This window comes from Pseudobdellovibrionaceae bacterium, assembly GCA_019637875.1.
Lineage (GTDB): Bacteria > Bdellovibrionota > Bdellovibrionia > Bdellovibrionales > Bdellovibrionaceae > JAHBUW01.
On the sequence record JAHBUW010000015.1, the window covers coordinates 64,568 to 88,539 of the forward strand.

General features: G+C 59.7%; 24 protein-coding genes. 6 read left to right on the top strand and 18 right to left on the bottom strand.

Annotation, left to right across the window (positions count from 1 at the left end; all coding sequences use genetic code 11):
* Window positions 1-12 precede the first annotated feature (12 nt).
* The gene (locus tag KF767_16675) at window positions 13-2,418 is read left to right on the top strand and encodes a hypothetical protein (protein ID MBX3019524.1); all 2,406 of its coding nucleotides are present in this window, start codon (window positions 13-15) and stop codon (window positions 2,416-2,418) included.
* A 79-nt stretch (window positions 2,419-2,497) separates the two neighbouring features.
* On the opposite strand, the gene KF767_16680 is transcribed toward KF767_16675, so the two are convergent.
* Complete coding sequence (locus KF767_16680; GenBank protein MBX3019525.1) at window positions 2,498-3,274, bottom strand: siderophore-interacting protein; 777 nt, start codon at window positions 3,272-3,274, stop codon at window positions 2,498-2,500.
* Window positions 3,275-3,498: 224 nt separating this feature from the next.
* Here KF767_16680 and KF767_16685 point away from each other — a divergent pair, with 224 nt between their 5' ends.
* Window positions 3,499-4,248, top strand: coding sequence for a hypothetical protein (locus tag KF767_16685; GenBank protein MBX3019526.1), 750 nt, complete (start codon window positions 3,499-3,501; stop codon window positions 4,246-4,248).
* A gap of 164 nt (window positions 4,249-4,412) precedes the next feature.
* Here KF767_16685 and KF767_16690 read toward each other — a convergent pair whose 3' ends face one another.
* The 10 genes from KF767_16690 to KF767_16735 form a co-directional block, all read right to left on the bottom strand.
* Window positions 4,413-5,255 (bottom strand): hypothetical protein, encoded by an 843-nt coding sequence (locus tag KF767_16690; protein ID MBX3019527.1) that lies wholly within the window; start codon window positions 5,253-5,255, stop codon window positions 4,413-4,415.
* 139 nt (window positions 5,256-5,394) lie between these two features.
* The gene (locus KF767_16695) at window positions 5,395-5,988 is read right to left on the bottom strand and encodes a sulfite exporter TauE/SafE family protein (protein ID MBX3019528.1); all 594 of its coding nucleotides are present in this window, start codon (window positions 5,986-5,988) and stop codon (window positions 5,395-5,397) included.
* A 10-nt stretch (window positions 5,989-5,998) separates the two neighbouring features.
* Entirely contained in the window at window positions 5,999-7,414 is a 1,416-nt protein-coding gene (ccoG, locus tag KF767_16700) for a cytochrome c oxidase accessory protein CcoG (protein ID MBX3019529.1), read from the bottom strand.
* Between the two features lie 45 nt (window positions 7,415-7,459).
* Complete coding sequence (locus KF767_16705) at window positions 7,460-8,032, bottom strand: c-type cytochrome (protein MBX3019530.1); 573 nt, start codon at window positions 8,030-8,032, stop codon at window positions 7,460-7,462.
* A 2-nt stretch (window positions 8,033-8,034) separates the two neighbouring features.
* Window positions 8,035-8,202 carry a cbb3-type cytochrome c oxidase subunit 3 gene (locus tag KF767_16710; protein MBX3019531.1) on the bottom strand — a complete coding sequence of 56 codons (168 nt, stop codon included), beginning with the start codon at window positions 8,200-8,202 and terminating at the stop codon, window positions 8,035-8,037.
* Complete coding sequence (ccoN, locus tag KF767_16715; protein MBX3019532.1) at window positions 8,199-10,310, bottom strand: cytochrome-c oxidase, cbb3-type subunit I; 2,112 nt, start codon at window positions 10,308-10,310, stop codon at window positions 8,199-8,201. Before ccoN ends, KF767_16710 begins: the two co-directional genes overlap by 4 nt.
* On the bottom strand, window positions 10,307-10,495 hold the full coding sequence (ccoS, locus tag KF767_16720) for a cbb3-type cytochrome oxidase assembly protein CcoS (protein MBX3019533.1): 189 nt from the start codon (window positions 10,493-10,495) through the stop codon (window positions 10,307-10,309). The genes ccoN and ccoS overlap by 4 nt, the downstream gene beginning before the upstream one ends.
* Window positions 10,492-12,816, bottom strand: coding sequence for a cation-translocating P-type ATPase (locus tag KF767_16725; protein MBX3019534.1), 2,325 nt, complete (start codon window positions 12,814-12,816; stop codon window positions 10,492-10,494). Before KF767_16725 ends, ccoS begins: the two co-directional genes overlap by 4 nt.
* Window positions 12,817-12,973: 157 nt before the next feature.
* On the bottom strand, window positions 12,974-14,416 hold the full coding sequence (locus KF767_16730; GenBank protein ID MBX3019535.1) for a sigma-54-dependent Fis family transcriptional regulator: 1,443 nt from the start codon (window positions 14,414-14,416) through the stop codon (window positions 12,974-12,976).
* Between the two features lie 95 nt (window positions 14,417-14,511).
* Window positions 14,512-14,844 (bottom strand): hypothetical protein, encoded by a 333-nt coding sequence (locus KF767_16735; GenBank protein MBX3019536.1) that lies wholly within the window; start codon window positions 14,842-14,844, stop codon window positions 14,512-14,514.
* 166 nt (window positions 14,845-15,010) lie between these two features.
* On the opposite strand from KF767_16735, the gene KF767_16740 reads away from it, so the two are divergent.
* The 3 genes from KF767_16740 to KF767_16750 are packed head-to-tail and all read left to right on the top strand — an operon-like array spanning window position 15,011 to window position 18,200.
* Window positions 15,011-16,153, top strand: coding sequence for a PAS domain S-box protein (locus KF767_16740; GenBank protein MBX3019537.1), 1,143 nt, complete (start codon window positions 15,011-15,013; stop codon window positions 16,151-16,153).
* Window positions 16,153-17,307, top strand: a complete 1,155-nt coding sequence (locus tag KF767_16745; GenBank protein MBX3019538.1) for a HAMP domain-containing histidine kinase — start codon at window positions 16,153-16,155, stop codon at window positions 17,305-17,307. The genes KF767_16740 and KF767_16745 overlap by 1 nt, the downstream gene beginning before the upstream one ends.
* Before the next feature lie 11 nt (window positions 17,308-17,318).
* Window positions 17,319-18,200 carry a hypothetical protein gene (locus tag KF767_16750; protein MBX3019539.1) on the top strand — a complete coding sequence of 294 codons (882 nt, stop codon included), beginning with the start codon at window positions 17,319-17,321 and terminating at the stop codon, window positions 18,198-18,200.
* 43 nt (window positions 18,201-18,243) lie between these two features.
* Here the strand turns inward: KF767_16750 and KF767_16755 are convergent, their stop codons facing one another.
* Window positions 18,244-19,608, bottom strand: coding sequence for an amidohydrolase family protein (locus tag KF767_16755; GenBank protein ID MBX3019540.1), 1,365 nt, complete (start codon window positions 19,606-19,608; stop codon window positions 18,244-18,246).
* 141 nt (window positions 19,609-19,749) lie between these two features.
* Between KF767_16755 and KF767_16760 the strand changes: the two genes are divergently transcribed.
* On the top strand, window positions 19,750-20,148 hold the full coding sequence (locus KF767_16760) for a hypothetical protein (protein MBX3019541.1): 399 nt from the start codon (window positions 19,750-19,752) through the stop codon (window positions 20,146-20,148).
* Here KF767_16760 and KF767_16765 read toward each other — a convergent pair.
* The 6 genes from KF767_16765 to KF767_16790 all read right to left on the bottom strand — a co-directional run.
* The gene (locus KF767_16765; GenBank protein ID MBX3019542.1) at window positions 20,070-20,543 is read right to left on the bottom strand and encodes a hypothetical protein; all 474 of its coding nucleotides are present in this window, start codon (window positions 20,541-20,543) and stop codon (window positions 20,070-20,072) included. The genes KF767_16760 and KF767_16765 overlap by 79 nt on opposite strands.
* Window positions 20,544-20,607: 64 nt before the next feature.
* Window positions 20,608-21,186, bottom strand: a complete 579-nt coding sequence (locus tag KF767_16770; GenBank protein ID MBX3019543.1) for a HEAT repeat domain-containing protein — start codon at window positions 21,184-21,186, stop codon at window positions 20,608-20,610.
* Between the two features lie 2 nt (window positions 21,187-21,188).
* Window positions 21,189-21,695, bottom strand: coding sequence for a TlpA family protein disulfide reductase (locus KF767_16775; GenBank protein MBX3019544.1), 507 nt, complete (start codon window positions 21,693-21,695; stop codon window positions 21,189-21,191).
* Between the two features lie 8 nt (window positions 21,696-21,703).
* Window positions 21,704-21,961 (bottom strand): DUF2945 domain-containing protein, encoded by a 258-nt coding sequence (locus KF767_16780; GenBank protein MBX3019545.1) that lies wholly within the window; start codon window positions 21,959-21,961, stop codon window positions 21,704-21,706.
* Window positions 21,962-22,001: 40 nt separating this feature from the next.
* On the bottom strand, window positions 22,002-23,237 hold the full coding sequence (locus KF767_16785; GenBank protein ID MBX3019546.1) for an MFS transporter: 1,236 nt from the start codon (window positions 23,235-23,237) through the stop codon (window positions 22,002-22,004).
* A gap of 64 nt (window positions 23,238-23,301) precedes the next feature.
* Window positions 23,302-23,972, bottom strand: a 671-nt coding sequence (locus tag KF767_16790; GenBank protein MBX3019547.1) for an ATP-binding protein, incomplete at its 5' end; no start/stop codon positions are given.

The window sequence follows — 23,972 nt, forward strand, 5'->3', positions numbered from 1 at the left end:
GGAGTGGGGCCTATGCGCTTGATCGGTGTCAAACTTTCGGTCATTTCGGCGATCGCGGTTGTGGCTTTGTCTTATACCAACTGCTCGAAAGTGGATTTCGAGGTCGCGGACCTTGAGGGCACGGCGCAGGCGCTGGGCTTCAAAGATGGCTCGCTCATCCTTATTAATGAGGGTGCGGAATACACCAACTCGGTGGATGTCTCCTTGCGGTTGGAGCATAACGACGCGGAAGAGATGATGATCTCGGACCGTGCGGATTGCTCGGGCGGCGTTTGGGAGCCCATGGCCCGCAAGAAGAGCTGGAAGCTTTCCTCGCAGAACAACAACATTCAAGTCTTCGCACGCTTCCGTCGTCTGCACGGCGAGCGTTGGATCGAGTCGGGTTGCGTGATGGATGCCATCATCCACGATAATATCGCACCCGAGATCGCGATCGTGCGTCAGCCCGGATCGCTCTTTAATAATGCCAATCAGTCGATCGAAGTTCGCGTGACCGACAGCGGTTCGGGCGTGGGCAGCATCGCGTGCGACGCCACCTGGAGCACCGGGTGTTCACAGGGCGTCCGACTGCACACTCTGACCGAGGGCGCGCACGCCATCCGTCTTTCGGCGGTGGATCGTGCGGGGAACGCGGCTCCGGAAGTGTCGGATGCGCTTAGTATTGATCTGACTGCGCCGATCGTGAAGTTCACATCCACTCCTGCGACGATCACCGCAGATCCCGTCGGCAAATTTTCGTTCTCGGCGGTTGACGCCATGTCGGGTGTATCGGGTTACGAGTGCTCGGCGGATGGAGCTGTTTTCGCGGCCTGCTCTTCCGGGATCTCGTCGACCTATGGCGCCGGTGGCCATAGCTTTCGTGTGCGTGCAACCGATGGTGCGGGCAATGTCTCGGCGCCTATAGCCTACAGCTGGAACATCGACCTGAGTGCGCCGTCCGTCACTATTAAATCGGGTCCTGAAGGTAACGTGAAGTCGAGAGACGCGCACTTCACATTCGAAGGTTCGGATGACGGTATTCCGCTCAGCAGCTTCATCTGTAAGCTGGATGGTCGCCCGGCAGCTCAGTGTGACTCCGGATCGGCTACATATACGGGGCTTAGTGATGGAGAGCACACGTTCACGGTCATCGCGAAGGATGGAGTCGGTCACGAAAGTTCACCCGCGACACGCAAGTTCGTGATCGACACAATGCCGCCTTCGATCACGATCGAGGGACCGACAGGACGCCAAGCGTCGTCATCTGCGGCTTACACTTTCACCGCTTCGGATTCGGGATCGGGCGTCGCGCGGATCGAGTGCGCGATGGACAGCGCTTCGTTCTCGACCTGCGGGGGCGCGAAGTCGTTCTCGAACCTTTCCAATGGTTCGCACACGATTTCTGCTCGCGCCATCGACAACGTCGGTAACACGAGTATGGTGGCATCGAAGACGATCTTCGTCGATCTGATCAAGCCGATCGTCGTGATCACGAAGTCTCCGGCATCGGAAATCGCCGTGACTACGGCAGACTATGAGTTCTCGGCTTCGGATGCGGATGGCGGATCGATCGCGCACATCGAGTGCCGTCTGAACGCCAGCGCTTGGGAGAAGTGCACTTCGCCCAAGAAGTACGAGGACCTCGCCAAAGGCGACTACAAATTCGAAGTTCGCGCGACCGACTCGGTGGGCCTGGTTTCGGATATCAAGTCGCACCAATTCAAAGTGGCGATTCCGGATCCCGTCGTGATCTGCGATCCCTTCGGTTCGACCACGAACACGAAAGCCGGTATCGCGGCGAAGCTCGCCTATTACGACGGTCCCGATGCTTACGGCCACATCAAAAACGTCGAGGACGTTTGGACCAAAGGGACCAAGGTCGAAGACACCGTGATCTTGTTCGGTCAGATCTCGGTCCCGACGCGCTCGTTCGATCAAGGTTTCGAGATCGGTGGCGGCAAGAAGCTCACGAACTCACGCGGAGAGGACCTGATCGAGTGGTTCTCGCTCGAGTACAACGCCGAAATCAAACTCGATGACGGCGACTCGACCGGCCTTTACCAGTTCGCGACCCTGTCGGACGACGGTTCGATCCTGATGTTGGATTCGGGTTCGGGCTTCCAGAAGGTCGTGGACAACGACGGTCACACGCCGACCCGCATGAAGTGCGGTGGCACGGTGCAGATGTCGCGGGCGTCGCGCATTCCGATGAAGCTCAAGTACTTCCAGGGACCGCGCACCGAGATCGCGGTGACGCTCCTGTGGCGCAAAGTCGGTAGCGGCAACGACTACGGTTGCGACGTCGCGAGCAACTGGTTCAACGGTTCGGGCCAAGGCACCAACCAGTACAACCAGATGATGGCGCAGGGTTGGAAGGTCATGGGCGTGAACAACTTCCAGATGACCGAAGTCATCCCGAACGTGTGTAAAGATAAATAATCGATTCAAGTCAGAGTGAGGGTGGTTAGAAAGGGTCGCGTCAGCGGCCCTTTCTTTTTGGGGCGTCGAGACCGGGCCCCTACAGATCCCAGTAGCCCGTCACCTTCATCCACTCCTTCTGCGCGCCGAATTGGGTGCGCAGAAGCTCGGCCGTGGACTTCACCGCGGTCGACTCACCGATGACCCAGGCGAAGTAATCGCCCTTGGGGAAGGGCAGCACCTTGATGGCCGATTGGATGCGGGTGGGGTCGCCCGGGCGCGCGTCGAGGCGCTGAATCCAGTGAACGTTGACGTTCGGTCCGTGCTCCAGGGGGACGCTCATGGCGTCGTTCTGCACTTCGATCAGGACCTCGGCCCGTGCGTCGCGGGGCATCTCGCGCAAGCGGCGCGCGAAGGCGGGGATCGCGGTTTCGTCGCCGATCATCAGGTACCAGTCGAAGTTGTAGGGCACGATGCGGCTGCCGCGGGGGCCGCCGATGACGAGCTCGCTTCCGGGCTCGGCCGCTTTCGCCCAGTCCGTTCCCGGTCCGGCTTCGTGCAAGAAAAAGATGAGTTCGAGTTCTTGTTTGGCGGGGTCGAAGCGCACGGGCGTGTAGTCGCGCATCGCGGGTTTGGCGCGTTCTTCGGGAAACTGAATGCCGTCCGGTCCGAGGCGCGGCACGACGGGACCGCCCGCGTCGAGCGGGAAGAAACATTTGATATGGTCGTCCGGAGAACCGCTCTGAAAGCCTTCGAGCTCGGGTCCGGATAACACGATGCTTTTCAATTTAGGGGCGAGCATGGTCGTCGCGGTCACGCGCAGCACGCGGGTTTTCACGGGATAGCCAACGGTTTGGATTTCGCGGGTCGGTGTCATGCCCCGAGCTTTGCCTTCGGCGCGCGCGCCTTGCAACCCCTCGCCCGGCGTGCGCCGAAGATGCAAGGAAAATGAATGTTCCTCAGATTTGTCACACTTCGTAACGTCCCGCGTGGCAAGGGCTTTGCATTTTCATTCCGGCAAAGTCAAAGTTCCACGCCAAAAGGATTGTCGTGGCGATCATGCACAAGGAGGGCTCCGTGTGTTCATTTCTTCTCCGACAGGTGTCGACAGTTTTTTCAAGGCGGATGGTGGGCCTGGCGGCTCTGCTCGTGATGTCCGGCATAACGACCGCTTCGGCCGAGAGCGTAAATCGCGCCGGAAAGAAGTCCCGCACGGTGACGCGCGCGCCGGCGGTCGCCGGGGCCTGTTACCGCACGCACGTGAGCTACTACAATCCGCTCGACAACTCCGCGATGGAGGGCGGGAGTGAAAACCGTTACACCGAACGCATTCAGAGCATCCAGAGCGCTATCCGCACGGGAAATCCCGTGACCGTCGCGATGGACATCCACGGCGAGTGGGGGAAGCAGTGCAATCGCGCCGACAAGCGTTGCACGCTACTGGTTTGTAATAAGGGCTTTGATCGCGCGTTTCCGAAATATCGCGAGCGCTTCCCCGCGGTGCCGGACAACTGCTTTCTGGCGATCGTCGAAGATACGGGCGGTCGGTTTTACCACAAGGGGACGAAGAAACTCGATATCGCCTCGGCGTCCCGCGCGCACGCGCGGGCGGCACCTCGCGACACCGAAGAGACGACTTTTCAGGTCGTGGAGAATCCTTGCGGCACCGGGGCGCGGGCGCGCAACTGCGATCTGGGAAAGCGTTGGGATCCCGAGCGGCACGGCTTCGGCGACCGTTGCGGTTTCATCGAGGCCCAGCGCCGTGAACGAGAAATGGGTCACGAGCGTTCACTCGAGACCCAGCTGGCGGATTGGCCGGCCGGGCGGGAAGCCACGACCGGCGTGAATTAATCAAAGATCACGTTCCGCCGCGCAGAACAAAAAGCAAGAGCAATAGCGGAATCGGCACGCCAACGGCCCAGAGTAAAATCCAGCCGATGGCGCCGCGTTCGTTGTTCACTTCCAGAAGTGCGGGTTTGATGTCTTTCATGAGGGTTCTCCTTTGAGTTTGAGAGTTAAACGTGCGCCGGGCGAGTGGTCGCTTTGGGTTGACGTGCGGGCACCACGACTTCCATCGTCGCGCGGGTGTTCAGCACCGAGGCGAGCAGTCCGCCGAGCACCGAGAACATCAGGCCCAAACACATGACGACGAAAAGCGACCAGCCCGTCGTTTTCAGTGCGGTGGCGGCGGCCTCTCGCGCTTCCACGGCGGCGGCGTCGATCCGCGCTTGGGTGGCGGCGATGCGGGCGTCGGCTTCTTCGGGAGTCAGGCCCGCTTGACCGGCGAGGTAGTTTTTCGCGGCTTCGTTGTCACCGCGGATCAATCTTGATGCGACCCCTTGGATCACGACCGAAGGCTCCGAGCGCAGGTTCAGGCCCGCGAAGTTGTCCTCGACGAAGTCGCGCACCATCGGATTGTCGGCGGCAACGGCGGCCCCGGTCGTCACGGCGGCGGCTCCCGCGCCCAGAGTTTTCGCCGCGGCGGAACCGAGCGTTCCCGCGAGCGCGAAGACCTGCACGACGATGAAAGTCACAAAGACCGCGCCGACCAAAAGACCCTGCGCGCTACCGACGAGATCCACGCGCGTGCGCTGGGTGCGAACCGCATAGTAAGCACCCACGAACGTCGCCAGAATGGTCGCGAGGACCACCGACACGCCCGCAAAAAGTCCCGCGTTGCGTGCGGTCGTGCCGTCTTCCAGGCCGATTCCGCCGAAGGCGACTGCGAGCGCCAGGGCCGCCAGAAAAGTGACCGCGGCCAGTGCGAGTCCGCCGAGTGTTGAGCGCCAGCTAATCAAAGAGCCCTGCGCGGGAATCTCCCGGGTCACCGTGTTTGTTTCATAAGTTTCGATCATCATGTCTTCCGTCCTTGCTTGAGGTTAAAATCCCGACTCTGGCTCGCCAAAGTCACCGATCAACTCGTTATGCAAAGACAGGGGCCTGAAACCGACCACGGAAGTGGGGAAAAATGGGGACGATGGCGCGCGGCCAATTCAGCTAGTGAGCCGTGACTAGAAGATGACTGAGCAGACCCCAGATGCTCGCGACCCAAAGAAGGACGGCGAGCACGGGGCGGTAACGCGCGGGAAAGTAGCGCCACAGATAAGTGTTCAAACGGGCGAACAGCGTCAATGCGGGCAGTCCACCCAGCCAGAGCGCGAACATGACCAGGGCGCCGGCGCGCGCGCTGCCGCTGGCGGCGGCGGCGGCCACGAAACTCCAAAGCCATCCGCAAGGAAAGGCCGCCGTGCCGAGTCCCATCACCACGGGGCGGAAAGATTCGGGCAGGGCGCGGATCAAGCGGGGAATACGATCCTGCACGGGGCGAAGCAAGTACATCGCCGACAGTCCCAACAAAAGGGCCGTCACGCCGAGGACGACGAACTTCAGTCCCGTATGTTGCAGATCTTGAATGCGGTAAAGGATTTGATCGCCGGTCGCGCCCGCGATGGCGCCGAGCCCGAGGTAACTGAGCGCGCGACCGGATTGGTAGAAGAAGCCCGCGCGTCCGCGGCCCATCAAAAGCGCGACGGGACCGCACATCCCTGCGCAGTGCCAGCTGCCGATCAGTGCGGTGAAAAGAATCAGCATCAGACCCGAGTTAAAAAGGTCCAAGCAAAGTTCCTTTCACGCGGGAGTGCGCGCCGGTTTCACTCACCAGATCGAGCTCGATTTCGGTGCGGCCGTGGCCTTGAAAAAGCGCGGACGGGGCCGTCACGAAGGCGTGAACTTCAAGATGGGCTTGCGGCGCGAGTTCGGGTTCGGCGTTTGCGATCTTGAGTTCCAGACCTTTGGCTTTCAATTCCGCCGGAAGTTCGATCCGCACTTTCTGCGCGACGCCGGTCTGTGAGTGTAAATGCAAACGCAAGTGGTTCAGCACCAAGTTTTCGCCTGCGGCACCCGTGACCATGCTGTAAGGCGTATCGAGACCACGCAGGAGCTGCGCGCTGAAATCCTGTCGACGTGCGACCGCGATGGTCAGACCCACGATCATGAACGCGAGGACCGCGGCGTAACCGACGGCGCGCGGGCGCTTCCACCACGCTTGGCGGCGCGTGCTGAGCGAGTCGTAGCGGATCAAGCCCGTGGGCTTTTTCACTTTCGTCATGATCTCATCGCAGGCGTCGATGCAGGCGGTGCAGCCGATGCACTCCATCTGCGCGCCGTTACGGATATCGATGCCGGTGGGGCAAACGGCGACGCAGCGGCCGCAAGCCACGCAATCGCCGGTGGGGGCGCCTTTCGGGACGGCGCCTTTACGGGGTTCGCCGCGTTTGACGTCGTAGGTGACGGTCAGGGTTTGCGTGTCCATCAAGACCGCCTGGAAGCGTCCGTAGGGACAAGCGACGATGCAAAACTGCTCGCGGAACCAACCGAAATCGAAAAGGATGATGCCGCTCGAGACCAAGATGAAAACGAAAGATGTCCAATTCGCCGCGGGATCGGACGTCACCATGTCGATCAAGTTGCGGGCGCCGACGAAGTAGGCCAGGAAGCTGTGCGTGATCACGAGCGAGACCGTCGCGAACGCGATCCATTTGCCGGACTTGATTAAGAATTTGCGCAAGCCCATTTCTTCGCGGTCAAGTTTGCGGCGTTCGAGATGCGTGCCTTCGAACAGTCGTTCGATCCGGCGGAAGATTCCGTCGATGAAAACCGTTTGCGGGCAGGCCCAGCCGCACCACACCCGTCCCCAGACCGCGGTCAGAAACGCGAGCCCGACCGCGAGCGTTCCCAAGACGAAAAAGAGCAGCGGGCCGTCGTGCGCTTGGAAGACCAGACCGAAGATCGCGAACCGACGGGACGGCAGATCCAGCCACAAGGTTTGTTCGCCGTTCATGCGCGTCCAAGGCAGGATCAGGAAAAACAGGATCAACACGGCCTGAGTGTAATCACGGCGTTTACGCCACGGGCCTTTCACCTCGGCGGCGTAGATTTTTTCGCGACGTCCCCCTTCGCCGATCATCGACAGGCGATCACGGAAATTATCGATGGGGGTGGGGACGTCGTTACTCACGGAGCGGGGTCTCCTTCATCTGACTCGGCTTTTTTACTCGGTTTTCTACTTGTCATAGGCTTCGCCTTGCGGGGCCTTGCCGGAAACGTTGGTGTTGTGGAGCGAGTTCACGAAGGCGACCACTTGGGTCAGTTCTTCCTTCGAGATCATATTTTCCCAGCCGGGCATCCCTTTATCAAGGACGCCTTTCGCGACGGTGTGCAGGACGTCGGTCGGTTCACCTTTGCCGTGAATCCAAAATTTATCGGTCAAATTGGGACCGACCATACCTTCACCCTTGGCGCCGTGGCAGGCCGCGCACTTGCCGGCGTAGATCGCGGCACCCGCGTTCAGCGCGGCGGGATCCTTCGCGGCGGCGGCGAGCTCTTCCGCCGAAGCGGCGGGGGCGCTGGCGACCGCGGTGGCCTGGATCGATTGCAGCGCCTTCCAGGCGGTCTGGAATTCGTGCGCTAGACCCGTGTCGGGCATGATCATGAAATGAATCGAGTAGACGAACGAAAAGATGATGGTACCGAAGAAGGTCATCAGCCACCAACCCGGCAGCGGATTGTCGAACTCGCGGATGCCGTCGTATTCGTGATGGGTTAACGGATCGTTCGGGATATTGTCGTCGCTCATGATTAAACCTCATCCCGCAGCGGTAGTTCGCTCATGCGGTTGTAATGTCTTTCCGATTGCACCCAGAAAACCCAGATCAATGCGCCCACGAAGACGGCGCCGAAGACGCCGAAGCCGACGAGCGCCAAATTCACATCGCTGAATCCTTGAAACGCGGCCGAGAGTTTCATTTCTTAGCGCCTTTCTGTCCGAGGGCTTGCAAGTACGAGATCAATGCCACCATCTCGGTTTTCTCCATGTTCGCGGGGCCGCCTTCTTTTTCCAGGCGCTCGGCGATCACTTTCGCTTCTTTCTGCGCGACGATGTCGGCGTCGGCGACGGTGGCCTCGTCGTAAGGAGTGCCGAGCATTTTCAGCACGCTCAATTTCTTGCGCAGGCTTTGGAAGTCGGTCTTTTTATCCGCGAGCCAAGGATAATTCGGCATGATCGAGTTCGGTGTCACCGAGCGCGGATCGATCATGTGACGGAAGTGCCAAAGATCGGGATACTTCTGTCCCAAACGGGCCAGGTCGGGACCCGTCCGCTTCGATCCCCACTGGAAGGGGCGATCCCACATGCTTTCCTCGATGGTTGAGGGCGCGCCGTAACGAAGCGCCTCGGAAACCATCGGACGGATCTGCTGCGAGTGACAGAGGTAACAACCTTCGCGGACGTAGATGTCGCGACCGGCGAGCTGCAGCGGCGACCAAGGTTCGGTCGCGTTTTCGATCTTCACGTAAGACTGCATGTTGAGCGTGGGCAGGATCTCGATGACCGAACCGACGATGATCGCGAAGAAGGCGAGCACCGAGAAAACGGTCGCCATGCCTTCCAGACGACGGTGACCTTTCTCTTCTTGCTCGATCTTCGGCGCGACTTCGGGGATCGCGTCATCCGCCGTTTTCGGCGCCGACTTCAAGGTCTTGTATAGGTTGTAGCACATGATCAGGTAGCCGGTGATGTACAGAGCTCCGCCGAGCGCGCGGACCCAGTAGAGGGGCACGATCGCGGTGACGGTTTCGACGAAGTCGGGATAAACGAGCTGACCCTTGTCGTTCACCGCGCGCCACATCAGGCCCTGGGTGATTCCGGAAACGATCATCGAGATGTAGTAAAGAAGGATGCCGAAGAAGCCGAGCCAGAAGTGGCTGTTCATCAGGCGCTTCGAGTACATCGGGACTTTCCACAATTTCGGCACCAGGAAGTAGATCATCCCGAATGTCAGGAAGCCGTTCCAGCCGAGCGCGCCGCCGTGGACGTGACCGATGATCCAGTCCGTATAGTGACCCAGTGACGAGACCGATTTGATCGAAAGCAAGGGCCCCTCGAAGGTCGCCATCCCGTACCAGGTGATCGCGGTCACGAAGAACTTGATGATCGGGTCGGTCCGCAGAAGATCCCACGCGCCACGTAAGGTGAGCAGCCCGTTGATCATCCCGCCCCAGCTCGGGGCCCACAACATGAGGCTGAAGACCATGCCCAACGTTTGCGCCCACTCGGGCAGCGAGGTGTACAGCAAGTGGTGAGGTCCCGCCCAGATGTAGATGAAGATCAGGGCCCAGAAGTGGATGATCGACAGACGGTAGGAGTAGATCGGGCGATTCGCCGCTTTCGGCAGGTAGTAGTACATCAAACCCAGGAACGGCGTGGTCAGGAAGAAGGCGACCGCGTTGTGACCGTACCACCACTGCACGAGGGCGTCCTGGATGCCGGCGTAGACCGGGTAGGACTGCATCAGGCCGACGGGAATTTCGATCGAGTTGAAGATGTGCAGAACCGCGACGGTGATGATGGTCGCGATGTAGAACCAGATCGCGACGTACATATGGCGTTCGCGGCGACGCGCGAGCGTTCCGAAGAAGTTCACCGCGAAGACGACCCAGATCACCGCGATCGCGATGTCGATGGGCCATTCGAGTTCGGCGTACTCTTTACTTTGCGAGTAACCGAGCGGCAGCGTGATCGCCGCGGACAGGATGATGGCCTGCCAACCCCAAAAGTGAATACGGCTCAAGGTGTCCGAGAAGAGCCGCGTTTTGAGTAGCCGTTGGGTCGAGTGGTAGATCCCCGCGAAGATCGCGTTGCCGGCGAAGGCGAAAATCGCGGCGTTGGTGTGCAGCGGACGCAGGCGGCCGAACGTGATCCATTCAAGACTCAGGTTCGCGGGCCAGAACGCCAGTTGAAGCGCCGCGATCAGCCCCGCCAGAAACGCGACTCCGGCGAAGCCCATACAGGCGAAGATGAACATGCGGACGATCTGATCGTCGTATCTCGGGGTTGAGTCGGCGTGGGGGCTCATGAACGGGGTCCTTTCACTTTGTGTTCACTGCGAAAATCTGGATGTACATCTTGGTCTTGAAGCATACGCTGAGCCGGGGTATCGAGGTCGCCCCACTGGTCGTCGCCAGTGGCCCAAATGAAACTGAGGATGAAGCCGATTCCTAACAGCAGCGAAACGGGAATCGTGAGCCACAGAATATTCACGCGGACCTCCGGGTGAGCCATAGGCTTGAAAAGAGAATCAACAGCGAACTGATCGGCATTAACAGCGCCGCGCCCATGGGGCCAATCCATCCCATCACGGCGCAGGTGCCCGCGATCAGGTTGTAACCCAGCGCGAAGCCCAGGTTCCGGCGCAGTGTCCGTTCCACTTCTTGTCCAAGATGGAAAAGTTTCGGCAGCATTTCGAGTCCGCCGCGCAAACCGATGACGTCCGCGCCCAGCTGGGCTTCGAGGGCCGAGCCCGGCATCGCGTAGCTGACGGGCGCTTCCACCAGCGAAGAGACATCGTTCGTGCCGTCGCCGACGTAAAGACCGATGCCGAGTTGGCTGATCGCGGTGCGCTTGTCTTCGGGTTTCAGGCTGCCGCGTGCGTTCTCGGTCGGCAGATCGAGGGTGCGGGCCAATGCGGTCACGCGCGAGGTCGCGTCGCCACTCAGGATGAAAAGCTCGCGTCCCTCATGTTTGAACTGATTCAGGACTTCGGTGGCTTCGGGGCGCGGGTTGTCTTCGAAGTTCAAACGCAGGACCGCTTCGCCGTCGCGGCGAAGCTCCATCGCGGGGCCCGCGCTGGTGTCGCCCTCGGCGACGGGCTGGATTTCGTAGCGGTGTCCTTGGTAGTCGGCAGCGGGGCCGGAGCCGGGAACTTCGATCAGATTTTCGAGCGGCAGGTGGCGCGCGGGGCCGAACGCGCGGCGCAAGGCGTGGGCGATCGGGTGAGTCGCCGGGGCCTCGAGCGACAGCAAGAGGCTTTTGAGTTCGTCATCCAGGAGCGGCGAGCGTTGCGAAAGGCGCAAATGCCCGGTGGTGAGCGTTCCGGTTTTATCGAAGGCGATACGTTTCACGTTTTTCAGTTTTTCGAAAACTTCGGCCGAGCGGATCAGTAGCCCTTCGCGGAAAGCGAGTTTGAGTCCTTGCGCCAGCGCGAGCGGAGTGCCGAAGGCGATCGCGCACGGGCAAGCGAGGATCATCAGCGCGAAGGCTCGCCGCAGTCCCTCATCGGTCAGACCGGATTGGTGGAAGGACGTCACCAAGGCTCCCGCGACCGCGAGGACGATCAGGGTCAGGATTTGGCTCACGCGTGAGGAAAGGTGCGGGTGCACGGGCGCGCTGTGGGTTTCGCGACGGACTTCGCGGACCAAGCGACCCAAGTCGGTTTCGGCGCCGCAACGTTCGGCTTTCACCCACACGCCCGGACGATTCACGAAGCTGCCGGCGCGGATTTCGCCGTTCGGCAGGACCCAGCGCGTTTGCGTTTCTCCATTCAAATAAGCGGTGTCGATTTCCACTGCGGCCTGTTGCACGCGGCCGTCGATGGGGACGCGGGCGCGCTCCGGAACGTACACCCAATCGCCGGGAATCAGCTCGGTGACGGGCGCCAAAGCTTCTTGGCCGCCCCGACGGTACTTGAATAGCGAGCGGTCGAAAAAAACTTCCAGCGGATGCTCTTCGGCGCTTCGTCTTTGCGCCCACCCCAGCAGAAAACGTGAAATCAGAATCAGAAACAAAAATCCCGACAGCGAATCGAAGTAGACGTCGTCGTTGCCTTGGATCAGTCGCGCGTAGGAATAGAGCGTTCCCGAAAGAAACGCGAAGGTCAGCGGGAAGTCGAGATGCAGCTCGCGGCTTTTCAGCGCGCGGTAAGCGCTTTGGTAAAACGGGTAGGCGCCGTAGGTCGCGACGGGCAGAAAAAGAATCCCCATCAGCAGCACGAAAGCGTGGGACCAGCTGGCCTCGGCGCCCGCGTAGATCGCGAACGCGAAAATCATGATGTTACCCGAAAGTCCGCCGACGACGCCCAGGCGAATCAGATCCTGTTTGCGGCGGCGTTGGGATTCGGACTCGGTGGATTCGTCCGAACGCAGAAAACGAAAGCGGAAACCCCAGCGCGCGAGCAGTTCGCCCAGGCGGCCGAGGTCAGGGGTGGCCGTGCGCCACTCGGCGGTCAGGATCGCGTCGAGCGAGTTCCACTCCACGCGCGAAAGCTCGGGCAGAACTTCCGGCAGGCGGGCCAGCGCCGACTGGCAGCCGACGCAGTGAAAACCCTCGATCATGAGTTTGGCGGAAGGAGTGCCACGGCGATTGGTGCTAAGAAACAAGCGCGTCGCTTCGAGCGTCCGCAGATTTTCGAGCTCACCGCCCGGCAGGGCGCGGGGCGAAAGACCCCATTCCGAAGCGCCGGCTTCGCTCGCTTTCAAGAGGCCATCGATGAACTTGCAGCCCTCGCAGCAGTAGTTGGCCAACGCCAAACGCCGGTGCGACGGCACCGGTTCTGAGCAGTGAAGGCAGTAAGCGACCTCTTCCATGCCCAGGGCTATTCCAATTCCGAGACCGCGCGCGCGGGGCCTCGACTGGACTTTGGATTGTGTTCATTTTGTGTGTGATATTATATATTTAGTCGAAATACTGGAGGAAGGTCTTGAAGGGGTGGTTGGGGGCGAGGGGCGCCCCTGTCCCAATCCTTCAATCGTCCGTGGGACTTTCTGTCCCAGCTTTGGTGTCGTCATCTTCGTCGCTGGGCTCGGGCGTATCATCATGGATCAAGCCGTACTCCCGTTCCTTGCGGTAAAGGGTCCGGCGACTGATGCCCAAAATGCGTGCGGCCTTATCTTTGCGGCCCCCGACTTTGTCCAAAATGATCTGCAAATATCGCCGCTCCAGGTCCTCCAATGAGGGGAACGTCTGCTCCATATCGGACTCGATATCTTGAAGATCGGCCGAGTCGGGGAGTGGGATGTCGGTTTCTTGCAGGATGGGTTTGTTGGACATGACGGCCACGCGCTCGATCATGTTTTCGAGCTCGCGCACGTTTCCTTCCCAGCGCATATTCATGAGGGCTTGGAGTGCCCCCGCGCTGAAACCACGGACTTGCAGATTGTTTTGCGCCGCAAACCGCAGCAGGAAAAATTGCGCGAGTAGCGGGATGTCTTCGCGACGGTGGCGTAGGCCCGGCAGCGCGACGGGAATGACCGCCAAACGGTAGTAAAGATCTTCGCGGAAACGTCCTTCTTTGATCAGGCGTTTGAGATCTTTGTGGGTTGCCGCGATCAAACGAACGTCGATGTCTTTCGTCGTGTTTTCGCCGACGGCGCGGACCTTCTTTTCTTGAATCACGCGCAGAAGCTTCGCCTGCAGGCCGATGTCCAAATCGCCGATTTCGTCCAGAAACAACGTGCCGCCTTGGGCCTCTTCGAAGAGTCCTTTTTTGCGGGCGATCGCGCCGGTGAAAGCGCCTTTCGCGTGACCGAACAGTTCACTTTCCAGAAGCGTATCGGGAATCGCCGTCACGTTCACCGCGACGAAGGGTTTTCCCGCGCGGGGGCCAAGATCGTGAATGGCGCGGGCGACGACTTCTTTTCCGGTCCCGGATTCCCCGGTGATCAGGACGTTGGCGGTGACGCTCGCGACTTTTTCGACGAGCTGAAACACCTGCGCCATCGCCCGGGACTTACCGATCAACTTCCCTTTCATATTGCGGGTGCGCAGTTCGGTTTTGAGCGCTTCGTTTTCCGCCGTCAGGCGGTAAACCGAACAGGCGCGTTCCACACGCAATTGCATCTCGGACAGTTTGAAAGGTTTCGTGATGTAATCGAAGGCGCCGCGACGGATGGCCTCGACCGCGGACTCGATGCTGCCAAAAGCCGTGATCAAAATCACGGGAAGCTCCGGGCGCAGCTCTTTGACTTTCGAGGTCAGTTCGATGCCGCTCATATTCGGCATCTGGATGTCCGAGATCAGCGTTTCGAAAACGGGCGTCGAAGCTTCGGCGGTTTGCAGATATTCGAGTAGCTTCTCGGGGGCGTCGAAGCTGGTGACTTGGTAGCCTTCGGCCTTCAGAAAGTCTTCGACCATCGAACGCATTTGCGCATCGTCGTCGACGAGTCCTAAATGACCTTTGGAATCCATGGTAAACCTCTTGTTAAGGAGGATTGCCGTAGTCCGATGGTGAAGTCAATGCAGGGGGCCGGGGCCCCCCATTGATACACGAAGATGCAAGTCAATTATCGGCAAGTGAAGGTCGCCAGGCGTGTTTGGCCATGGTCACCGGCCGTCGAGTCGAAATAGTGATACCAGATTTTGCCGACCCCGGCGCTGGCCACGGTCTTTTCGATTTCGGCCGTGTGTCCGTTGCCGCGGAAGTAATAGCTGCGCGTGCGCTCGCCGCTGTACTTCAGGTGGCCCGAGTAGGGATAGTTCGGGGTACTGAACTGCAATGAAATGACGCCGTCGCGAATTTGGCGGATGTGCGCGGTGTGGCCCCAGTGGTCCGTGCAGGCGGCCAGGGCGGGAGCGCCGAGCCCCAGAAGCGTCAATGCGGTGATGATGAATTTCATTCTTCTTCCTCCTAGTTGAAAGTGGACCAAGGCTCGCATCTTTTTCATGGGGGTCAACTCGCACAACCCACGCAGCGGCGCGCCCATTCGAAATATTTTCTCGGGTTCACGTTTCGCTGAATCGTGCATTCTTGATTTCGTAAACCCGCGCGGGAATAATGGGCGCATGATTCAAAACGGCGGCAACGACGGTAGCGTTTCGGTTTTGCTCAAAGAGCTTAGCGATCAGAAGTACGCACTCGATCAGGCGGCGATTGTCGCCGCGACCGATCGCCGCGGCATCATCACCTACGTGAACGACAAGTTCTGCGAAATCTCGGAGTACACACGTTCGGAGCTTTTGGGAAAATCCCATAAAGTCGTGAACAGCGGCTTTCACGGTCCCGAGTTTTTCAAAGAACTTTGGGGGAAGATCGGTCACGGGCAGGTCTGGCGCGGCGAAATCTGCAATCGCAAAAAAAGCGGCGCGCTTTATTGGGTGGCGACGACCATCGTGCCGTTCAACGACGACGAAGGAAAACCCTACCAGTACCTTTCGATCCGCCAAGACATCACCGATATGAAAAACGCGCGCCAAACGATTCTCGATCAACAGGCGAAGTTGGTCGCGTCCTCTAAACTCGTGGCGCTGGGGGAACTTGCCGCCTGCCTCACACACGAAATCAATAATCCTTTGGGCGTAATCTTGGGCCGTTGCGAGATGTTGCGGCGGTCGATCGATCGGGGGCAGGTTTCGCCGGAAGAATTGCTGAAGATGGCCGAGTCCATTGAAACCACCGGTTACCGCATCGAAAAGGTCGTGCGCTCCATGCGCTCACTCGCCCGCGGCGAGGACTCCGAGGCTTTGAGCGACATTTCGATTCCGCTCATCGTCGAGCAGACGCTCGATCTGACTCGCCAACGTTTCATCGATCACGGCATCCGCTTCGAACAAGAGGTCATTTTTGCCGGTCGGGTTCGTTGCCGTTTGACGCAAACCCTGCAGATCCTCGTGAATCTTTTGAACAACTCGCATGACTCGGTCTACGAGGCCGAAGATCCCGCCCAGCGCTGGGTCAAGTTACGGGTCACCGAATCGGCTGGCACCGTCTCGTTCGCCGTTGAGGACGGTGGGCTCGGGGTTTCCGCCGAGTTGGTGGCGCGGCTGTTCACGCCTTTCTTCACGACGAAAGACATCCAGATCGGAACGGGAATGGGACTTTCCATTTCGCAAAGTCTGGCGCACCGGCAAGAGGGGGAACTCGTGCTGGAGTCGCGCGCGAATCCCACGCGGTTCGTGCTTCGGCTGGCCACGGGCGGTTCTGTCTAATGTTGGAAAAGGTCAAAGACCGCGGAACGCTGTACGCGACCGTCGCGGCGACCCTCTGTTGCGTGATGGTGACGGCGCAAGAGGCCTTCATTATTCCCGAAAGCGAACTGCTGGTGGCGACCGTCGGGCGGATGATCCCGATGTTGGTCTTTTTCTATGCGGGAGTACGGGCGGCCTACCGTCCCGACCTTGAGCGCTACAGCGCACTTTTCGCGATCGCGATGTACGTCTGGAGTTTTCAAGGCGAGTTCTACCGCCCGAACTACGCTTACGCGATCATCCAATTCCAGGTCGTGCACGCTCTGTTCTTTCGGATGAAGTTGCGGAATTTCTTTTTGATCCACGGGCTGATGACGTGCGCGTTCATCGGTTGGATGTACTACAACTGGGATGTGAACTCGCGGCGGATCGCCGACAATCCGGTCTTCGAGGACTACCTGGTCATCTTGATCATCTCGACCGTTCTGTCTTCGTTGATCTACATGAATTTGAATCGGCGCAAAAAAGAGCGCGAAGAAACGCTTTCGCATTTCGCGCTCGTGGGGAAACAGACGGCGGCGCTATTGCACGATTTTAAAAATCTCGCGGCATCGCCCAAACTCTACGCCGACGCACTTTTGGCGCGTTCCGATCGCGTCGACCCCGAAACCTTGGACCTTCTGCGCAACCTGCAGGGCGATCTCGAGCGCATGAATCGGATGGTGAAAGAGCTGCACCAATCCACCAAACAGCCCGTCGAATCCGCGGTCGCCCCGGTGGAGCTGCGCCGGGCCGTTCAAGATGCCATCGAAGTCATGAATATGCGTACGCGCGGGATCGACTTTCGCGTGGAAGGGCGCTCGAAGCTTTTGGTGAATGGCCGTTCGCTGCAAACCATTCTGCTGAATTTGATTTACAACTCCATCGAAAATTTCCAGCGTCGGGATACGCCCGGCGCGACGCTCTGGATTCGGCTCGACGACCATTCGCTCGTTTTCGAAGACAACGGCGGGGGTTTGCCGGCGGACACCTTGCGCGGTTTCAATAGCGGCGGTCAGAACCTCGGGGACGGGATGGGGCTTTTCCTGATTCGTGATACGGCCCAGGCGATGGACATCGAGATCCACGCCGAGAACTCCGCCGCGGGCGCGCGCTTCACGCTGCGGTTTAGTTAGTAGGAGGACGTTTGCAAGATTTGGCAGTCTATTTTTTGCGTCATAATTTAGGAGTCTATCGAAATCGAAGCGGTCTGCCTAAAGACTTTCTGCCCGACGAAACTATGAATCTCTTGACGGAGATCTGGGATGCGGATGTCGCGGTCCTCGATTACAAAGAGCTCCCCCTTGATCGTGCTTACGATCCCGAGGCATATCGCGAACACGGTGGGCACAAAGCGATCGGGATCTTGAACGAGTTACTTCGAAACGGCGGCTATGTCGCCATCGTCTCGCACCGTAGCCACCCGAATTACATGAAAATTGGACGCGTTTTCCCGGTATCGACTTCATTGCCGCTTCGGAAGTTCGAGGTCACGGGCGAATACCTCTACAAGGCGGTTCCGCTTATTGATGTGAGGACTCTTTCGATTCAAGAAAACCTAGGGCTCTTCAGCCAGATTCCCAGACAGGCGGCTTTCAGTCGATGGCCCTCTGCCGCCGCGGCCGTGAATCGTTTTATGCGCGACGAATCTCCCGACCCCGATGTCGTCACTTCGCTTCACGCCTCGCAGCTGGAGGTTCTTTGCTACGAATACTTGCGCGCGAACGAGGGTGTCTTGGAACTGCTCATGCCCATCGGTCGTTCTATGCAGAGTGTCGACATCGTCGCGCGTGACGGTCAAGGGGGAAAAGTTTGGGCGCAGGTCACCTTTCATCATGGCTTTAATCGGGGCAAGTTCACCGCGCTGAGGGCGGGGATCGAGGGTGGCCGAAATCGTCTTTTCTACTTTGGCGCAGGGGACGATCCCGGAGGTCATCCGGGAATCGAGTGGGTTAAGATTGAAGAGGTTTTTAGTTGGGCGAAGGCTCATCGTTCCGGCTATGTGAATGATCTGCTTGCGTTGAGCTAGTTCACGCGGCCTAAGGGCGCTCCACTGGTCCACTGGGTCGCGCCTAAGGGCGCTCCACTTTTCTCCCGGCGTGGTAGACGGCGTCGATGGAGCGGGTGTGGAGGATGTTTTGGGCCGGGTCCTTCGTCAGTACGATGAAGTCGGCGCGGCGGCCCGGGCGTAGGGCGCCGCGGTCTTCCAGGCCCAGGAGTTGAGCGGCGTTGAAGGTGGCCGTGCGAATCGCCTCCAGCGGAGTGAGCCCCGCTTGCACCAAGAGCTCAAGTTCGCGGTGCTCTGCCCAGCCCGGAATGCGCCACGGATTCGCGCCCGAGTCCGTGCCGAAGCCGACAAGAACTCCCGCCTTGAAAAGCTTCACGGTATTTTTCTGATTCTGCTTCACGGCCCGTCTGCGGGTTTCGGTCGTGGGATTTTTGATCAAGGCCTTCATTTGTCCCGCATCCTTCAGGGCTTCGGCCAAAGGCGCGCTCAGGGCCTGAATGAAGAACGGGTCCGCCATCCATTCGGGATGTTCGGCGTAGGTGTAAAACGATTCGTCGACCCCCAATGTCGGGACGTAGGCGATGTTTTTCTCTTTCATCAAAGCGATGAGGCCCGCGTCGGCGTCGCCTTCGCGGATCCCGTGAGCCAGGATGTCCACGCCCGCACGCGCGAGCGCCGTCGCGTCCGCCGCGGTATAGACGTGCGCGGCCACGCGGATTTTCTGGGTATGCGCTTCGTCGATGATCGCGCGGTAGATTCCGCCCGGCATTTTCGGCAGCGTCCCCAGGAAATCGTCGACCCAGATTTTGATCAAGTCCGCGCCGCGCTCTTTCATGGTGCGCACGCGATCGCGCGCGGTCTGCGCGTTGGTGACTCGGGCGACGGCCGGGCCGTTGAAGTCTTTCGGTAGCGGCGGGGCGCCGTTCCCGTAGCCGATCCCGCGATCGGCGCCGAAAAGATCCGCGCCGGCCTCGCGGCCCTCGCGCAGATCCTTGCGGATTTCGTAGAACAGATCCGTGTTCACGCCGAGCGCGGTGGTCGTGGTCACGCCGTAATGCGTGTACTGGCGAAGCTCATTCAAAATGTTGGCGCGGTTGTAGTTCGCGACGCTGACTTTCATGCCCTCGACCGCGCCGATGTGGTTGTGATTCGAAATCAATCCCGGCATGACGGTTTTCCCGCCCAGATCGACGACGACCGCGTCGGTGGGAACTTGTATGCGCCCAACGGGGCCGACGGCCTGGATGCGTCCGTTTTCGACGACCATGACCGCGTTCGCGATGGGCGTATCGCCCGCGCCGTCAATCAAACGAAATCCGGTGTAAGCCGTTTTGATATTCGGATTTTGGGTTTGCGTGCTTTTGGATTTACAGCCGCCAAGCAGGGGCAATGCGATCATGGCGATCAGGGGGACGACGAAGCGCTTCACGGGGACCTCCTTGTCGGCGTGACACGAATCTCATCCTAAAAAACCACCGGGAAGGGGTCAAAGTTTCATTGCGGCCTTGAGCACTTGAGCCCGAGATCGCTTTCCGCTACAGGGCGGACATCACTTTTTGAGGAGAAATCCATGCGGAAACTGGCTCTGAACGTCTTTGCGATGACGATTCTGTCGACGATCTTGTCCCCCTCGATGGCCCAGGCGCGTGACCTGCAGCGCGTCTCGTGTACGGGTTGGGTGAGTTTCGAGACCGGCACCATGGAAGGGCGAATGACCGTCACGGCCGAGCGTCGTCAGAACGGCGAATGGACCGTGAACGATCATATCGCCGCCGGAAAAGATCGGTCGTTGGATTCAAATTCCCTGAGCCTGGATACTTACGGCGGCTGGTTTAACTGCAAGGGCGCGACCTTCGAGTACGATGTCCTGCGCCGGACGCTGAATTTCCGCTACAAATACGACTCGGGAATTTTAGGCGGCGGCTGCCAGAAGACCCGCGGCGAATTCACCGACTGCGTGCACGAGTAAGCGGTTCGCGTTGAGGGACGGCAGCGGATATCGCTGTCGTTCATGATCGCGATTGCGCGCAGCGAGCCGTCTTCTTTCAAAAAGACACCGTTCGTGTTTCCCCCGTCGCAGTTGTCTTCGACGCTGCGGTAGTAGCGGTAGATCTCTCCATCACGGTTGTCCGTCACGGTCGCCGTACGCCACGCCCCACGGCAGCCCGCATGCCGGAAATCGCGAAAGAAATCCTCGTTCGCCCAGTAAAGATCGTGCGTGATGCGCGCGGTTTTCTCTGGGCCGACGCTGAACTCGGTCGAGTTTTTCAGCGCGTACAGATCCCAGCCGTCAAAAGCGCAGGGAGTTTGGGCGAAAGCGGTCGAGACCATCAGCGGTAACAGCAGCGGAAAAAGAAAACGCATGGAAGACCTCCGGCCCGTGAAATATCACGGGCCACGGCCGGGGCAAAGTCCGGAACGGGGTGGTCTATTTAGTTGCGCGGGAGACATATCGGGCGAGGGCGCGCCGGGCGGCTTCGCGCACGGCTTTTCGCTCATCCGCGCGGGCGAGCTTTTCCAATGTCGCGCGCGCCCGGGCAATTTGCCACTCGCCGCAGATTTCGGCGGCCCTTTGACGGACGTACCATTGTTCATCCGCGAGGGATTTTTGAACGGCGGGGCCGACCTTCGTGTCGCCGAAGGCCTGCAAGGTCTGTAGGGCATTGACGCGGACGCCGCCGCTTTCATCTTGCAGGAGTTTCGCCACCGGTTTCGCGGCCCCTTTCGCTTTCAGACGCGCGAGTCCCCGTAGCGCGTGCAGGCGCACGGTCATACGTTCGTTCTTCAAGGCTTGAATCAAAAGCGGGATGGCTCGCCGATCACCCAGTTCTCCCAACGCTTGGAGCGACCACTTCCGCACGCGCGGCCGTGACGGATCTTGCGCGGCTTCCAGCAAAGCGGGGACGACACGACGGCCCCGGGCTATCAGTTCACCGATGACGGTTTCGGCTTTGCGGTCACTGGGGGTGTCCAGGCGGTCGATCAGTTTTTGCGTGGTCAATTTCATGCTCACTCCCGAAAGAAGGCGGCCAAACGCAGCTCCAGCGTGGGGCTCAGTCCCATCGTCATCCATTCGACGCGGTTGTCGGAATCCAGAAGAACGATGGTGGGAGTCCCTTGAACTCCGTAGATGCGGGCAAGCTCACCGCGCGCATCCCAAAAGATCGGGAGCGAATATGCGCGTTCCTCCCGGGCGGCGCGGATCACGTCCAGTGCGCTGTCGGTCGAAATCGCGAAGACATTTTCCGGTTTCAAACTTCCGTTCTTCACTAAGCGATCGATGCGTGCCATCTCGGGGCGGCAGGGACCGCACCAGGTCGCCCAGAAGATCAGAAGGCGTTTCCCCTGCGCGGGCAGTTGAACGGCGCGCCCCTCGAGATCCAAAACTTGCGCGGCGGGCGCGAGCGCTTGGCCTTGCGTTTGGAAAGCCCGCTGGATTTGTGGGCCGCGGGTGGAGATGACGAAACCCAGAACCGCGAGCCAGAACAGAGTTTGGAATCCGGGACGGTATTTCATGCGCGCGCCTATTCCGAAAACATTTTCGGCGAAGATTTCGATTTACGGGCGGGGGGCGAGGGAAAAAGCTCGGTCTCGAGTTTCAGCGCTTCGTTGCCGGCCTCGGAGCGCACGCGGTAAGCGGGCTTTTCGGGCGAGGCGTTGCGTTTGATCTTTTTGCCTTTGATCTCGAGGGTGACGGGCGCGGCGAAGCTCTCGAGGACTTCACCACGAATCGCGCGTCCCAACCATTTCCATTCGACCTTGGCGCCCTTCGGGTATGGCATGAGTTGAAGATGCCACGGGGTGGGCGGAAAGGGAATGACTCTATCCATTCACTTCCAGTTTTTCCGCGGATTCCAGTTGCCGCAGGCCGCGCGACCAGAGGCTCGCCACGCAGATGAGTCCGCCGACCGTGCCCGCAAGGATATAGAGTTCGCGGATGCCGATGATGTCGCCGAGGGGGCCGAAGAGCGTCAGCCCGGCGGGGGCCGCGAGGGCGGCGACGGTGGTGAGTAACGAAAACGCGCGGCCCTGCAATTGCGGCGGGATTTTCTGTTGCAGAAGCGCCACCACGGGCGTGTTCCCGTAAGTGTAGGCGAAGCCGCTCAGGCACCAAAAGAAGACCGCGACGATGAAGGTCTCGCGTGTCGCGACCGCGGTCAGGCCCACGGCGAAGGAACAAATCGCCAAACCCAAAAGCAAAGTGATGACCTTACGCTTCGGCACGAGGATCGTGGTGGCGACGCCTCCCAGAAGCATCGCAACGCCTGCGAGCCCCTCCATGGTCGCGACGAAACTGATGTCGCCTTTGAAGTGACGGGTGACGAGCAAAGGGACCAACGTAAACGTCGGCATCAGAATCATGATGAGCGTGCCGTTGAGCGCATAAAGTTGGCGTAGCGGCGGTGAATGCCAAACGAGGTCGATCCCGTCTTTGAATTCACGCCACGCGCTGGTCGTTGCGGAGGTTCGTTCGGGCTGGGGAATTTTGAAGATCAAAAGCGGGATGATTCCTAAGGTTGCCGTAACGACATCGATCATCAGCGCCCCCTGAAAGGGCAGAAGGCTCATGGCGAAGGCGCCGATGGGGGCCGCGGCGATGGTCATCAAGCTGAGTACGATTTGGTTCAGGCCCGCCGCGCGGGTCAGAAAACTTTCGGGGACGAGCATGACGGCGCTCGCCTGCGAGGCCGGTCCTTGAAAGGCCTGCATGGAGCTGCGAACGGCCAAGAGCGTGTACACATGCCAAAGTTCGACCCGATCTTGCGCGAAGAGGGAAATCAGCACGAGCATGCAGCAGGCGGTGATCGTATCGCTCAAGATCATGATCAGTCGCCGTGAATAGCGATCGGCCAGGACGCCGCCCAACGGGCCCAGCAGCGCCTGCGGTAATAGCGCGAAGATGCCGCCCGTGGCGAGCGCGCCCACTTCACCGCTGGTCGAGGCGATCCACCACAGCAGAATGAACTGGCTGACGGCCGATCCGATCTGGGACAGGGCCTGCCCGGAAACGATGACCCAAAAGCGAAGTTGCCAGTTCTCGAGGTGCGCGGACGCCATGGGCCCGTTATCGCACGGGGCATCGGAGTTCGTCGAAGGGAATCGGAGCTTGCGATCCGATCCGTCAAGGGACGGACGTATCGAGGCTCAAACGAAAGCTCATGGAGGTCCCTTGCCCCAGACGGGAGTCGATCTCCAGGCGGCTTTCGTGAAGCTCCAGGAACTTCTGCACGATCATCAGGCCCAAGCCGAAGCCAAAGGACTCTCCGACTTGCCCAGAGATGAACGAGTTGGCGGACGCACGGATCTTTTCGATTTGTTCGGCCGACAGGCCGGGTCCTTCATCGGCGATCTCGAAGATCAGATCGTTTTGGCGTTGCCGCGTGAAAATACGAATTCGTGCACCAGGAGCGCTAACCCGAATGGCGTTGCTGGCGAGGTTGCGCACCACGGACTCGATCATGATGCTGTCGCCCAAGATGATCGCGGGATTCAGGCCGGGTTGGAAATCGAGTTCGACCTGGCGTAGTTGGCGCAAACCGTTTTGCGCGGCGATCACGTCGCGCACGAGGGCGTTCATTTCAAAGGGAATCCGTCGCGGCTGGAAGCGGGTCTCTTGGATTTGCGCTTGCGCCCACATCATGACGTTCGCCATGAAGTCCCGCGAGACGAACACCGCGTCCGACAAAGCTTCGGCCTGCGGTCGCAGATCGTCGGTCGCGTTCTTCTCGACGTACGAAGAAAGAAGGCGCTGGGCCTCCAGATATCCTGAAAAGTCATGCGCGATGATCGAGA